The organism is Paenibacillus radicis (ex Xue et al. 2023) (genome assembly GCF_024722015.1).
In the GTDB taxonomy this organism is placed as follows: Bacteria; Bacillota; Bacilli; order Paenibacillales; family NBRC-103111; genus Paenibacillus_S.
The window spans coordinates 195,386-209,798 of the sequence record NZ_JANQBD010000016.1; the positions used below are offsets into that span (position 1 = coordinate 195,386).

Here is a 14,413-nt window from a genome sequence, read left to right on the forward strand (position 1 = left end):
CAAAGTTACTTCGTAAGTTAATTTGCCTGAATCTATTGAAAGAATTCTAAGAACTTGTACGGGTCAATGATTGATGGGCCGACTGCAACGCTTTAATTACCTCCGCCAGCTCCTGTTCATTCCAATGAAGAGTGATGTATCTGGGGCGGTAGCCTCCACTGTTCACTTCGAGCATAGCAGTTTGTTTCTCATCATCGACAACGAGCGTAAGAGCATCGGTTTCATACATCGTAATCCAAGCCATCGACATAATTCCTCCATGTAATGCAAATAAGGGCCAAAGTAAGCAATTCAACAGAGAAGCGCGAAATCCTTTTATTTAAAACCTTACAAAATATACCATGGTTTTGGACAGTCGGGAATTGTTGACGGTTTCCCTTTTGCCGTTTTTTTGGTATCTTGTCAATAGCAGCTTGCACTTGCACGGTAATGCAAAAAGCAAATACAGTAAACGAAAGGGGCATCAAGGGATGGCAGCGTCTTTAATATCGATCATCATTCCTACGTATAACAGGCTGGGTTATATCTCTGAGTTGATTGAGTCATTATGGAGGCAGACCTACCGCCATTTGCAAATCATTGTGGTTAATGATGCCGGCGAACCGGTTGATGCAGTAAAAGATCTGTACCCCGAGCTGGATATAACGATCGTTAATATGAATCAGAATTTAAAGCATGTCCATGCAAGGAACCGGGGTCTGGAGCTTGTAAAGGGCGATTATATTCTGCTGTGCGATGACGATGATCTGCTGGTACCGACTCATATTGAACGGATGCTCAAGGAAATTGCCGACGCCGACCTGGTTTATTCGGATGTTGAGATATTCGACTACATTCTACAAGATAGTACGCGCAGGGCGACGAAGCGTTTCGTCTTTGCCTATGAGCATGATGAGGCAGCGATGAGAAGGTTTTCGACATTCGTCTCCTCGGGCTGCTTGTATAGGAGGGAACTGCACGACCGATTGGGACCGTTCGATACGAAAATGTACCACTACTGGGATTGGGACTTCTTCCTTCGTGCGGTTGATCATTTCAGGGTGAAGCGGGTACCGGTAGCCAGCGCGTTGTATGCTTTTTCCCAGCAAGGTGGTAATATGTCGGGACAGCATGAGGACATGAGGCCCTATTTGGACAAGCTGTCAGCTAAGCATGGACTTGGTGAATTGCCTACGAAAAATTTCTTCGTGCTGCTGGAGGAGCCTGAAGTCAGAAGCCGCAAGGCGGTAACAGAAATCGTGTGGGATGGAGAGCCCATTGTATCGAGGCTTGCGAGTAAGCAGGAACAAGTGGAATAGAGGACGAGGATCGGGCAGATAGATTGTTTAGAATGGCTGTTAAGGGGGACGTATTATTTTGGTTGGCACGATAGAGCAGGCGGAAGCTTTGCTGAAGAAGTACTATGGCTACGGAACATTTCGGGATGGGCAAAAGAAAGTAATCGCCAGTGTGTTGGAGCAGCAGGATACGCTTGGCATTATGCCAACAGGCGGGGGGAAATCGATCTGCTATCAGGTGCCGGCGATGCTGTTGAACGGTACGACAATTGTCGTTTCTCCGCTCATCTCGCTGATGAAGGACCAGGTGGATGGGCTCGATAGTATCGGCGTGCCGGCGACTTACATCAACAGCTCGCTGTCCTATGCACAGGTGGAGCAGCGCATCCGCAAGGCAAGTCAGGGCGAATACAAGCTGCTCTACGTTGCGCCTGAGCGGCTGGAGTCGGAGCGATTCGTAGACCTGCTGACGAATCTGGCCGTGCCGATGGTGGCGGTGGACGAGGCTCACTGCGTATCGCAGTGGGGCCATGACTTCCGCCCAAGCTACCTGGCCATCAGCCGGCTCGTGGAGAGCTTGCCGACGCGGCCTATCGTGGCTGCGTTCACAGCCACAGCAACGGATCAGGTGCGCGAGGATATCGTCAAGCATCTGAGGCTTAGAGAGCCGCAGATGTTTGTGACAGGCTTCGCGCGCGACAATCTCGCCTTTTCAGTTATCAAAGGCGAGAACAAACGGGATGTGATGCTCGATTACATCCGCGGGCATCAAGACGAGGTAGGCATCGTATACGCAGCCACCCGCAAGGAAGTGGACAATCTGTATGAGCTGTTGCGCAAGCAGAAGGTGCCTGTAGGCAAGTATCACGCAGGCATGACCGATAAGGAACGGGCTGAGGCACAGGAGAAATTTCTGTTTGACGAAATTCGTGTCATGGTAGCGAGCAACGCCTTTGGCATGGGTATTGATAAGTCCAACGTACGATATGTCATCCATTACAATATGCCTAAAAATATGGAAGCTTATTATCAAGAAGCGGGCCGTGCTGGGCGGGATGGCGAGCCAAGTGAATGTATGCTGCTGTTCAGCCCGCAGGATATTCATATACAGAAATTTCTTATTGAGCAGTCCATTGGTGACACCGAACGCCAAGCCCAGGAGTACAGACGCCTTCAGCAGATGGCGGATTATTGCCATACGTCGCAGTGCCTGCAGCGCTACATTGTGCGTTATTTCGGCGATGACGTCGAGGATTGCACTCGCTGCAGCAGCTGCAGCACCGAGCGGCAGCTGACGGACATCACTTTGGAGGCACAGAAGATCTTCTCCTGCGTACGACGAATGCGGGAGAGATTCGGAGCAACGACCGTGGCGTCGGTGCTTAAGGGCTCCCGCAACAAGAAGGTGCTGGAGATGGGCTTCGATGAACTGACAACTTACGGTCTGCTGAAGGACCGTACGGAGAAGGAGATTGTCGACCTGATTCAATTGCTGGTCGCCGAAGGCTACCTGCTGATCACCGACGGCAAATATCCAGTGCTGCGGCTGCAGGCCAAAGCCCAGGCGGTGCTCGCAGGCAGCGAGCGCGTGGTGCAGAAGCTGCGCATCAAGCACGAGCCGGCAGCCCGCGAGGTCGAAGCGGAGCTGTTCGATGAGCTGCGCAGGCTGCGCACGGAGATCGCTAAGCGCGAGGGCATACCGCCGTATATCGTGTTCCCGGACAGCACGCTGCGGGATATGTGCGGGATCAAGCCGACCAATCCGGCGGCGATGCTCAAGATCAAGGGTGTCGGGGAAGCGAAGTTTTTCAAGTACGGAGCTTACTTCATCGAGTTTTTCAAAAACTATAACGGGTAGAGTAGAGGTGAAGGACTGTGGCGAAGCAGAAATATTACGTGGTATGGGAAGGGAAGGTACCCGGAATCTATACCTCATGGGCAGAATGCCAGGTGCAGACGAACGGCTACCCGCAGGCGCGGTTTAAAGCTTATGAAAGCGAAGCGGAAGCCAAGGCCGCACTATCGCGCGGCTGGAAAGCCTCCTTCGCTGGAGCAGCCAAATCAGCCGCATCCTCAAGCGCGGGCGGCGGCTCTGCCAAAAGCGGAGCGGCCAAAGGAGCCGCAGGGAAATCCGCTGCTGGCCTTAATGGCGCGCTTCCCTCTGAAGTCGTACTCGACAGCATTTCCGTCGATGTGGGCAGCAAGGGAAATCCCGGCATCGTTGAATATAAGGGCGTGGATACCCGGACCGGAGAGATTATCTTTCAGCATCCTCCGATTTCAAAGGGTACGAACAACTTGGGCGAGTTTCTGGCCGTTGTTCATGCATTAGCCTATTTGAAGCAGAAGGGCAGCTCAATGACCATCTATAGCGATTCGGTTACAGCGATGAGCTGGATACGCAAGAAAGAGGTATCCACCAATCTGCCGCGAGATGCATCAACGGAAGAGATATGGACGCTGGTCGACCGTGCTTTAGCTTGGCTGCACAATAACACCTACAGCAATAAAATTATCAAGTGGGACACGAAAGCATGGGGCGAGATTAAGGCCGACTACGGCAGGAAATAAAGGACTCAGGCGGTAGTTTGGTTTTATCATTGTCTTTTTTTGAGAGGCCGGTCTTAATATCGTTATAAGGGGAGGAACCCCATCTAGCGGGGAAGAGTATATGAAGACCGTAATGATTAGTTTCCAGGCGGAGAATCGACTAATCAGGCACAAGAAAGGGCTATAAGTGCGTGTTCAAAAAGTCAACTTTTCAGCACCGAGAAAGTTGCAGGAACCTGAAGAAGGAGGAGCGTAGTTTAGGGGAAACCTAAATGAGCACTGGACTTCGAAGGGAAAAGCATGATTCGATGTCGAATAAGCTTCCTGAGTTGCTTCGTGATCAAAAGGGGACTTTTTGAACAACCTCTTAAATGTATTTAAGAAGATTATTGAAGAATTTAAAGGGTAGAGAATTGTAATAGGAACTCACGGAGATATCATGACATTGATGACGAATTATTTTGATCATACGTTTGGCTTTGAGTTTTGGGGAGTCGATAACGATGCCGGACATTTATAAATTAGAGTTTGAAGAAAATGCTTTCATTGTGTGGATCATATCTTGCCAACAGTAACAATTGATGATATATTTATCATGTGGTACCGGTTACATATAGGTTGCGGAATACACATGATGATCTGTCATACTATTATTTTAAGGAGGTGTTTGTAAGGTTGGGCAAGTTTGATTTGGTTTTGTTTGATTTGGATGGTACGTTAACCGATTCCAGCGAGGGGATTGCAAATGGTATCCAATACGCACTTTCCAAGTTTGGAATGCAGGAAGAAAGCAAGGAGCGGTTGGTACAGTGGATCGGACCGCCGCTTCTGGACACATTCCGGACTTATTACAGGTTTGACGAACAAAAAGCTAGGCAGGCAGAAATGTATTACCGCGATTACTACACAAGGAAAGGCATGTACGAAAATACTGTCTTTACGGGGATTCCTCAGATGCTTGATGAGCTTCAACAAGCAGGCACGCAAATGCTAGTGGCCACTTCAAAATCTGCACCGATTGCCAAAAGCATTTTGCAGCATTTTCGTCTTCACACCTTTTTTAAGGTGGTAACAGGGAGCGACCTAGACGGGACCAGGGCTTCAAAATCAGAAATTATTGATTCTGCTCTTAAACAATTCACTACTGGAGAGAGTCGAAAGGTCGTTATGGTCGGAGACCGCAAGCACGATATCGTCGCGGCCCATGACAACGGAATCACATCCGCAGCTGTCTCGTACGGATATGGTACACTTCAAGAATTGGAAAAAGTGCAGCCGACCTATTTCGTACATTCAGTGAGCCAACTGAGAGCATTATTGCTTGCCTAATTTAGAAAAGGGAGACCAACGATGGATACATTACTGGCACAAGAAATATACCAGACCGCCCATTTGACGGGCACTTTTCAGCTCAGGTCAGGACGAATATCGAACGATTATTTTGACAAGTATTTATTCGAGTCGGAACCAAATCTTTTGAATCGAATAACGGATCAGTTAATTGCCAAAATTCCGGATAACACGGAATTGCTTGCAGGCTTGGAACTTGGAGGCGTTCCCATCGCTACAGCATTATCTTTGAAAACGGGCATACCTGCGCTTTTCGTCCGCAAAAAAGCGAAGGAATACGGAACATGCAAGCTTGCAGAAGGGATGCCGCTATCCGGTAAAAACGTTTGCATCATTGAGGATGTCGTGACGACAGGAGGGCAGATTGTGCTTAGCGCAAACGATATGAGGGGATTGGGTGCGAAAGTGTCTCACGCCATCTGCGTAATCCGAAGGGAAGAGGCCGCTCAAGAGCATCTTCTGGTCAACGGGCTGCAACTGTCCTCTTTGTTTACATTTAAAGACTTAATGACTTTTTGTAAATAATGTGGTAACGGTTACACATTGAGTTTATGTTTGTCGAGAGGGCTTCAATCAGAAGCTTTTATTTATAATATCAGACTGTATAAGTTTTCAGCGGAGCTGAAGAAGTCTGATATTGCAAGAAAAGCTACCGTTTAGACACGAATGTATCTTCATCGAAAGGGCTTCGAATAGAAGCTTTTCTTATAAGATATGTGGTACCGGTTACATATAGAGACATTTATTATTTCGGAGGAGGCTGCATCGGTGGAACAAATGATTTTGGATACAGATATTGGAACAGATGTGGACGATGCTTTGGCGTTGGCATTGGCCTTGAAATCCGAGGAGATCATGCTTAAAGGAGTAACTACCGCTTACGGGCATGTAGATTATCGCGCGCGAGTGGCCAGGAAGCTATTGCGGCTGTGTGACCGAGAGGACGTCAAGGTATATGCCGGAATTGGAGCGACTTTACTCCGTAAACGGCAATTGATCGGTTACGGCCATGAAGTGGACGAGGAAATGCTGACTGACGAGCGTTATAATTACGAATCCATGCATGCCGTTGATTTTATTATCGATACGGTGTTGAAAAATCCACATCAAATTACGTTGGTCTGCATCGCACCGATGACCAATATAGCGGCAGCGATCATCAGGGAACCTAAAGTTGCCGAGCTTGTCAAACGAATCGTCCTCATGGGAGGCGTGACCCGATTAGGCGATAACGGGGTTGAATTGCCTTTCTTGGAATATAACGTAAAATGCGATCCGGAATCAGCCTCCGTCGTTTTTTCCAGCAAGGCGCCGATTTATATGGTGGGATTGGATGTCACGACGAAAGTGAAGCTGACGGAAAAAGAACAAGAACTTCTAGCGGGCTCAGATCAGCCTCTGAATCGAGAGTTGGCGAAGCTGATCACCAGGTGGCAGCGGCTTTCGGGCAAGGATTGGTGCGCGATGCACGATCCCCTCGCCGTATCGCTCCTTTTTGATCCTTCTCTCGTCAAGTTCCGTAAAATGGATGTTCAGGTCGAATACGATCATCGTCATCCTTCCGGTCAAACGGTCGCTGTTGCAGACGCACAGTCTACAATTCACGTCGGCCTGGAGGTAGAAACGGATAAGTTTATGGATCAGCTAATGCGGAGACTTCTTGCAAATTAAAAGTACAAAGGGGAGATTTACATGAAAAAACCGGTTTTCAAAATGACTTGTTTCCTCAGCCTCCTGCTGACAGTTTCGGCATGTTCGTCGGCTAACCAAGCGAACGTTGCGCCAAAGCCGAATACGCCTATAGAGCTGACTTTTGTTACTCTTAACGGTCGGGATAATGACGGATACAACGAAGTGATCAATCATTTTGAAAAAGCCAATCCCGACATCAAAGTCAGACTGGAAATGTACCCATACCGCCAATTGTTGGAAACGGTAGAAGTAAAAATGGGCTCTAAATCAAAAGATATCGATATCCTCTCGGTTGACGCTCCGTTGGTTGCGAATTATACCGTAAAAGGTTATCTTGAACCGCTGGAGCCTTTGTTTAAAGATGTGAACTTCAAGGACAAATGGATCAAATCTTCGCTGGATGCAGGAACTTACAACGGTGCACTGATGGCCGCTCCTATCAATACATCCAGTCAGGTGTTGTATTACAACAAAGATATTTTAAACGAAAGAGGCATCGTCCCCCCAAGCCCGGATATCGACAAAAGATGGACCTGGGAGCAGCTCGTTGATTCAGCCAAAAAGCTGACCTTTAATAAAAACGGAGGCAATCAACCTGACGTCTTCGGGTTCAGCTTCGAGCAGATTGATCGCCCTTACCAGCTATTGGCTCTGCCACAAAGCCTAGGTGCCCAAGTTATAAGCGCCAATGGAATTACGGCAACAGGTTATACGAACTCATCGCAGATGAGTGAAGCAGGCAAATTTTATTTCGATTTGTTCAACACGTGGAAGGTTAGTCCCAAAATTTCTTCGGACTTATCGGTCGAATTTTTTATGACAGGCAAAGTCGCAATGTTTATCGGCGGACCTTATAACGCCGAGAAGTTTAAAAATGCGAATCTTAATTTTGGCATCGCCCCGCATCCTTATTTTCAAGGGAAAAAAGTCGCTACACCGACTGGAAGCTGGCATGCAGGTATTTCCAAATACTCCGCCAAAAAAGAGGCAGCCGCCAAATTCATTCAATATTTGACTTTCGGTGAAGGCGCGAAAATATGGAACGACAAGCACCATGATGTCCCGGCTTATTTAGATATATTGAATGAAATTGAAAAAGATCCGAAATATAACGCGTTCCCAAATCAAGTTATGCGCATTGCCGCATATGAAGCGAGAAATACGGGGGTTCCGCGGCCTTCAACTCCGGGATATTTGGAATGGGAATCGATTTTAGGAAAGTCGTTTGAAGACATGAAAAACGGGGCCGAGCCCAAATCAACATTGGACACGGCATCCAAACAAATCGACGGTTTATTAAAAAAATACGAGTCGCTTGTCAAGTGATGTCGCGGTAAACGGACAAAGAGGAGCGGACCATTCGCTGAGCTCCTCTTTTCCTCCCACGGAACAGGCATTATATCTCTCTTCAAAGGTGGCTGTCAGCATGCTCCGAAATAAACTCGTACCGTATGTTTTTCTTTTTCCGGCAATTCTAGGTTTGCTTGTTTTTAAGCTGTATCCGATTACGGATGCCTTGATCCAGAGTTTTTACGCACCGACTTTTCTTGCCGATGTCAAGCAGTTTATCGGTTTGCGCAACTATATGGAGCTTTTAACCGACTCTGTTTTTTGGAATTCCGTGAAGGTGACGCTATTGCTGAACATCGTTATAAATCCTCTACAAATTGCGCTTGCTTTCCTGCTTGCATTGCTTCTAAACCGCAAACTCAAAGGAATTGGTATTTTCCGCGGTATTCATATCGTTCCGATATCCGTCTCCGTCCCGATTGCGTGCATATTATGGGCGATTATGCTGAATCCCGAGCAGGGTCTGGTCAATACGATACTTGTTTGGATCGGTTTCGACCCCCAGCCCTTTTTAGCGAGCAAAAATCAAGCTTTATGGACGATTATTTTGATTGCCACTTGGAAGGGAGTAGGATATTGGTCGATATTTTTGCTGGCCGGCTTGCAGGAAATTTCGCCTTCGCTGTACGAATCGGCTTCCATAGACGGCGCGGGAAAAGCCCAGCAATTCCGAAACGTAACCTTTCCCATGCTGAAACGTACGTTGACCTTTGTTACGGTTGCTGATACAGTGGCCAACTTTTTGCTCTTTGCCCCGATGTACATCCTCACTAGAGGAGGTCCGGAGAACAGCACTAACGTCCTCATGAATGAAAGCTTTAACCTGGCGTTCGTCTATTCGGATATGGGCAAAGCTTCCGCGATCATTATTCTGCTTCTGCTCATGCTCGCAGTGATTATTTTGCTGCAGTTCAAGTTTCTTAAAGCGGAACATTAAAGGGGACACTAAGAAAATGTCTAAGGGAAAATCCAACTCTGCGTTTTTTTTCTGCATTCATCTCATCATTGCATGTTTGGTACTGCTGCCGTTATTGTTTGCCTTAGTCTCCTCATTTCGGCCATTAACCGAAATTTTTCGGTACGTTTCGCCATTTTCCTGGAGGACCTTCATCCCAACAGAGCTTACATTTGACGCCTATACGAGTTTGTTTACGGCAAGAGGTTTTGGGAGAATATTCCTAAACACCTTTCTTGTTACATTCGTCACCGTGATTGTCGGAGTTTTCATCAACTCGATGGCGGCGTTTGCGTTCTCCAAATTCGAATTTCGCGGCAAAAACACGCTGTTTTTGCTTGTTCTGGTGACGTTCATGATTCCGTTTGAAGTCATTGCCATTCCGTTATACAATTTAGTTGACCATTTGGGCTGGATCGATACGTATTGGGGACTTATTGTTCCCGGACTCGCCAACGGCCTGGTTATTTTTCTGTTCAGGCAATTTTTCATGGATATGCCGACGATGCTCCTTGAATCGGCTCATTTAGATGGCGCTTCCTGGTCGACTATATATACTAAGATCGTAATGCCGCTGAGCAAGCCTGTTACAATCAGCGCGGGTTTGCTGCTCTTCCTTTTTCAATGGGAATCGTTTTTGTGGCCCGTTATTGCAACACGTTCAAAGCAATATAAAGTCATTCAAGTGGCTATGAGCGATTTTGTGACAGAACATGCTACTTTTTGGAACGAAATGTTTGCGGCATGTACGCTCGCAGTTCTCGTTCCCGTACTCGTGCTGCTGCCGCTGCAAAAATACTTCGTGCAGGGCGTTACCGGCACAGGCATTAAAGAGTAAGGGCTCCCGTTTATTATAGAGAGGAATGGATCGAAATTATGGCAACTATTCGCGATGTGGCAAAGCTGGCAGGCGTGTCGGTGGCGACCGTTTCAAGGGTGATTAATCAAAGCGGTTACGTCAACAAGCAGACGGAAGACAAAATAATGAAGAGCATGCGCGAATTGCAATATACTCCCAATACATTGGCAAGAGGGTTGGCCAATAAAAAAACGGACTCGATTGCGCTGATCATACCGAACATCACAAATCCGTTTTTTCCGGAGCTTGTGCAAGCTGTCGAGGACGCCGCCAACCGTTACGGATATACTTTGCTGCTCGGGAATTCCTACAATAACGAAGAGAACGCCCTTCAATACATTCATATTTTCAAAAACCGGTTTGTGGACGGCGTGTTGATATTCGCTTCACATCAATTCGATTCAAAAGATTTAAGTGAAATCGACAAAATTGAAATTCCGACGTTCGTGATCGACAAAGCTTTGGACAACAATCAGATTTTCTCGGCAAAAAACCGCAATTTTATGGGCGCCACCATGGCAGTAGAGCACTTGCAGACGATCGGCTGCCGACACATTGCGCATATCCGCGGTCCGGAGAAGCTCTTTCCTGCCCGAGAACGATTCCGCGGCTACCAGGATGCTCTGGAAAAGACGGGAGACTTCAATCCGTCCTATGTGGAGAACGGCGATTTTTCGATGGAAAGCGGCGTGGAGGCGACCCTTCGTCTTCTGGACAAGCATCCCGAGATCGACGGCATATTCGCCGCCAACGACCTTATGGCGGTAGGAAGCCTTAAAGCATTGCAGCGCCAAGGGAAAAAGGTGCCCGACCAAGTCGCGCTGATCGGCTACGACGGTATTCAGCTGCTGCAGATGTTCGAGCCTGAGATCAGTACGATAGCGATACCGATTTACGATATCGGCAACGCCGCAGTTTCTATATTAATCGACCTCATTAACGGCAAAGAAAACCGTTTCGGAATAAATTCGAATATTATGGATGAATTCGAAGTTAAACTGATACAAAGAGCGACAACAACCAAATAAAAACCAGCAGTTTGAGAGGTGAGCCTGATTAGTATTTTGGTAGCAGGCAGTATAAATATGGATATTGTTAGTTATGTCTATAAGCATGCCGTTCCAGGCGAAACCGTACAGGCGCTGCGGACGGAACATCATGCAGGAGGAAAAGGAGCGAACCAGGCCATGGCTGCAATGCGATCCGGGGCTTCGGTTACGATGATCGGTGCGGTCGGAAACGATGCTACGGGGAAATCGCTGCTGCAGGAGCTCCAGCAAGGTGGGTTTTCTACCGGTCATATATGCGAGAAAGTCGGTTTATCGGGAATGGCCTTCATTACAGTTGACAAAGCGGGTGAAAATCAAATTGTTTTATCGTCAGGGGCGAATGCCGAGCTCACAATACAAGATTTGGAAATGGCGTTTTCCGACACAGCTGCCTTTCATGGAGTCCGAATGCTGCTGCTGCAAAACGAAATCCCTTGGGAGCTTAATGCCTATTTGATCCAAACGGCTAGACGGTTGGGCATCAATACGGTTTTTAATCCTGCCCCGGCTTTAAACATTACACCTGAGATGCTTCGACAATTGAACACGTTGATTCTGAACGAAACAGAAATCGCAGCGATTACAAACCGTCAAATCGATAGCTATGTTCAAGCAGAAGAGGCTGTGAAGGAAATCGCGGCACTGGGTGTCAATGAGGTCATTTTGACGATGGGGGGCGAAGGTTCCCTTTATTATAACGGAGAGGGCCGATTGATCCGGACAAAAGCTTTTTCTGTCCCTACCGTGGATACTACAGCCGCCGGCGATACGTTTATCGGTGCCTTTGCTGCGGCAAGCTGCACTGATATGGAGGTGGAAGAACGGCTGCGATTTGCCACGGCTGCTGCTGCTTTGACCGTTTCCAGACAAGGAGCGCAGATCTCCATTCCACTTCGCTCTGAAACGGTCGATTTTTTGAGTTCGACCGCATTTTGAATAGAGTAGAGGTCTAATTGGCCATTCATATTTTTTAATCTGGAATGAGGTCTTTCATGGAAAAAGTATTTATATTGCTGTTTATTGTCGCTGGCATCGGTCTCAGCTCTCAGGCTGCCATCAACGGCGGCTTAGGTAAAACGGTCGGCGCGCTTGAAGCCACATTCATTTCCTTTCTGGTGGGGACGATCGTCTTGTTTTTATTCATTTTGTTTTTTGGAAAAGGCAACGTGCTGCTGCTGTTCACTGTTCCCAAATGGCAATTGGTCGGCGGTTTGATTGGCGCCGCTTACATCGCCATTCTCACCTTCGCCGTACCTAAAATTGGGGTCGGTGTGTCGATCATTTCAGTGATCTGCGGGCAAATTTTGATGAGTATGCTAGTCGATCATTTCGGTTGGTTCAACGGTGCCAAGTTTCCTATCAACGGTTCGAAAATCATCGGCGTCGCCTTTTTAGTCATTTCGTTAATTTTTTTGGCTCATGGCAATTCTACTAAGGCAGCCGGATCGCTGGCTAAAGAATCGGAGTCAAACGTAACGGACAATGCCGAAGGCAATCCCAGGCTACCCACGGAACCGAATAAGTCTTAAAATACGCATTTTCAATATTTCGGGCTGTCGCGATCGCGGCAGCTTTATTTGTTTAAGTAACTTGCGTAGATTCATGGCATAAGTACCCATTCCATTCAGCTATAAACTCAAGTTTTCGATAATGCACCTAAGAAAAACGCAGCATTTGGATGAAATCAGGAGAATTCCTCTGAAAATACTTGCCTATACGGCTTAGAATAACAATATAAGGCATGAAAAATAGTCTGAACTCGTTTATAATCGATGACAGTGAGCATCGGACCCGGCAATCCTGAGAGTGGAGAGCTAAACAGACAACAGAATAGGAGAGGGTTTTTCTTGTTTTTGCAGTACATTAAACGAGGCTTCTTTGGCAATGTCCGCAACGATGTTTTATCAGGAATTACGGTTGCTCTAGCACTAATACCAGAAGCTATTGCTTTCTCCATTATGGCGGGTGTTGACCCGATGGTGGGGCTGTACGCGTCATTTACAATCGCTGTAACCATTTCTATTGTTGGGGGCAGGCCGGGCATGATCTCGGCAGCGACGGGGGCGATGGCCTCCCTGATGGGTCCCATAATTGCCAAGTATGGGTTAGATTATTTGTTTGCAGCAACGATATTGACTGGACTCCTGCAATGGATACTTGGGATTTTTAAAGTGGGGCGCTTCATTACATTTGTTCCTCATTCCGTCATTATAGGGTTTGTTAATGCTCTGGCTATTATTATTTTTATGGCTCAGCTTCCTAATTTTATTGGAGAGTTTTGGCCTATGTACCTTATGGTAGCAGGGACGCTTGCGATTATTTATCTGCTTCCATTAGTAACCAAAGCGATACCTTCTGCGTTAACGGCCATCATTGTAATTACAGTTATTGCAATTGCAACAGGCTCGGATGTCCGCACAGTTGGAGACATGGGAGAGATTAAGCAGGCGCTGCCGTTTTTTCATATACCACAAATCTCCTGGACATGGGAGACGCTATTCATCCTGCTTCCCTATTGTTTGGCGTTGGCTGTTGTAGGCTTGACGGAATCTCTGCTGACGGCAACCATCGTGGATGAGATGACGGAGACGAAAAGCAACAAAAACCGCGAGGTACGCGGACAAGGAATCGCTAATATAATTACAGGATTCTTCGGCGGTATGGCGGGTTGTGCGATGATAGGGCAGACGGTTATCAATGTTAAATCGGGCGGAAGAACGCGTCTGTCCACCTTAGTTGCAGGTCTGTTCCTCTTATTTCTGATCTTGGTGCTGGGAGATATCGTGAAGCAGATTCCAATGGCTGCATTGGTAGGAGTTATGTTCATGGTATGTATAGGGACGTTTGACTGGGGCTCCATACGAACGTTGGGTACAATTCCACGTGGTGATGCTATTGTAATGGTACTGACCGTTGTGATTGTTGTTGTGACCTCTAATTTGGCGATTGGAGTTGTGTCAGGCGTTATATTAAGCGCGTTAAATTTTGGCTGGAAGATGGCAAGCTTGCGCTGTCAGGACCATAGGGATGAGCAAGGACGTAAAGTTTACCGTATCTCAGGCCAGCTCTTTTTTGGGACGATGATGCATTTTATTGAACTGTTCGATCACCACGCAGATCCGGATCATATCGTGATTGATCTTAGCGCATCTCATGTGTGGGATCACTCTGCCATAACCGCTATTTCTAAAGTAATTCAGAAGTATGCCGGATTAGAGAAAACGGTCTCGATAACTGGATTGAACAAGGAGAGCCAACGAATGATGGACCAGGTAGGATTTTCCGGTTCTTCTTCACATTAAAATAACAAGTTTAAAAAAAGGCAGCCTCG

14 protein-coding genes are annotated in these 14,413 nt (G+C 47.2%); 13 read left to right on the top strand and 1 reads right to left on the bottom strand.

Annotation, left to right across the window (positions count from 1 at the left end):
* Window positions 1-46: 46 nt before the first annotated feature.
* Window positions 47-244 carry a hypothetical protein gene (locus tag NV381_RS21835; protein ID WP_258215399.1) on the bottom strand — a complete coding sequence of 66 codons (198 nt, stop codon included), beginning with the start codon at window positions 242-244 and terminating at the stop codon, window positions 47-49.
* A gap of 226 nt (window positions 245-470) precedes the next feature.
* Between NV381_RS21835 and NV381_RS21840 the strand changes: the two genes are divergently transcribed.
* The 13 genes from NV381_RS21840 to NV381_RS21900 all read left to right on the top strand — a co-directional run bounded on the left by NV381_RS21840 (window position 471) and on the right by NV381_RS21900 (window position 14,384).
* Window positions 471-1,298, top strand: a complete 828-nt coding sequence (locus NV381_RS21840; protein WP_258215400.1) for a glycosyltransferase family 2 protein — start codon at window positions 471-473, stop codon at window positions 1,296-1,298.
* A gap of 58 nt (window positions 1,299-1,356) precedes the next feature.
* Window positions 1,357-3,135 carry a DNA helicase RecQ gene (recQ, locus tag NV381_RS21845; RefSeq protein WP_258215401.1) on the top strand — a complete coding sequence of 593 codons (1,779 nt, stop codon included), beginning with the start codon at window positions 1,357-1,359 and terminating at the stop codon, window positions 3,133-3,135.
* A 17-nt stretch (window positions 3,136-3,152) separates the two neighbouring features.
* Complete coding sequence (rnhA, locus tag NV381_RS21850; RefSeq protein ID WP_258215402.1) at window positions 3,153-3,848, top strand: ribonuclease H; 696 nt, start codon at window positions 3,153-3,155, stop codon at window positions 3,846-3,848.
* A 654-nt stretch (window positions 3,849-4,502) separates the two neighbouring features.
* Window positions 4,503-5,156, top strand: a complete 654-nt coding sequence (locus NV381_RS21855; protein WP_258215403.1) for an HAD-IA family hydrolase — start codon at window positions 4,503-4,505, stop codon at window positions 5,154-5,156.
* A gap of 21 nt (window positions 5,157-5,177) precedes the next feature.
* Window positions 5,178-5,702: an orotate phosphoribosyltransferase gene (pyrE, locus tag NV381_RS21860; RefSeq protein WP_258215404.1), complete on the top strand. Its 525-nt coding sequence runs from the start codon at window positions 5,178-5,180 to the stop codon at window positions 5,700-5,702.
* 252 nt (window positions 5,703-5,954) lie between these two features.
* Window positions 5,955-6,848, top strand: a complete 894-nt coding sequence (locus NV381_RS21865; protein WP_258215434.1) for a nucleoside hydrolase — start codon at window positions 5,955-5,957, stop codon at window positions 6,846-6,848.
* Window positions 6,849-6,869: 21 nt separating this feature from the next.
* A complete protein-coding gene (locus NV381_RS21870) occupies window positions 6,870-8,195 on the top strand; it encodes a sugar ABC transporter substrate-binding protein (RefSeq protein ID WP_258215405.1) in 1,326 nt (441 codons plus the stop codon).
* Between the two features lie 100 nt (window positions 8,196-8,295).
* Window positions 8,296-9,156: a carbohydrate ABC transporter permease gene (locus NV381_RS21875; RefSeq protein WP_258215406.1), complete on the top strand. Its 861-nt coding sequence runs from the start codon at window positions 8,296-8,298 to the stop codon at window positions 9,154-9,156.
* A 16-nt stretch (window positions 9,157-9,172) separates the two neighbouring features.
* Entirely contained in the window at window positions 9,173-10,012 is an 840-nt protein-coding gene (locus NV381_RS21880) for a carbohydrate ABC transporter permease (RefSeq protein WP_258215407.1), read from the top strand.
* Window positions 10,013-10,050: 38 nt separating this feature from the next.
* Window positions 10,051-11,061, top strand: a complete 1,011-nt coding sequence (locus NV381_RS21885; protein ID WP_258215408.1) for a LacI family DNA-binding transcriptional regulator — start codon at window positions 10,051-10,053, stop codon at window positions 11,059-11,061.
* An 18-nt stretch (window positions 11,062-11,079) separates the two neighbouring features.
* Window positions 11,080-12,018: a ribokinase gene (locus NV381_RS21890; RefSeq protein WP_258215409.1), complete on the top strand. Its 939-nt coding sequence runs from the start codon at window positions 11,080-11,082 to the stop codon at window positions 12,016-12,018.
* A gap of 56 nt (window positions 12,019-12,074) precedes the next feature.
* Window positions 12,075-12,611, top strand: a complete 537-nt coding sequence (locus NV381_RS21895) for a DMT family transporter (protein WP_258215410.1) — start codon at window positions 12,075-12,077, stop codon at window positions 12,609-12,611.
* A 318-nt stretch (window positions 12,612-12,929) separates the two neighbouring features.
* Window positions 12,930-14,384: a SulP family inorganic anion transporter gene (locus NV381_RS21900; protein WP_419182288.1), complete on the top strand. Its 1,455-nt coding sequence runs from the start codon at window positions 12,930-12,932 to the stop codon at window positions 14,382-14,384.
* Window positions 14,385-14,413 lie beyond the last annotated feature (29 nt).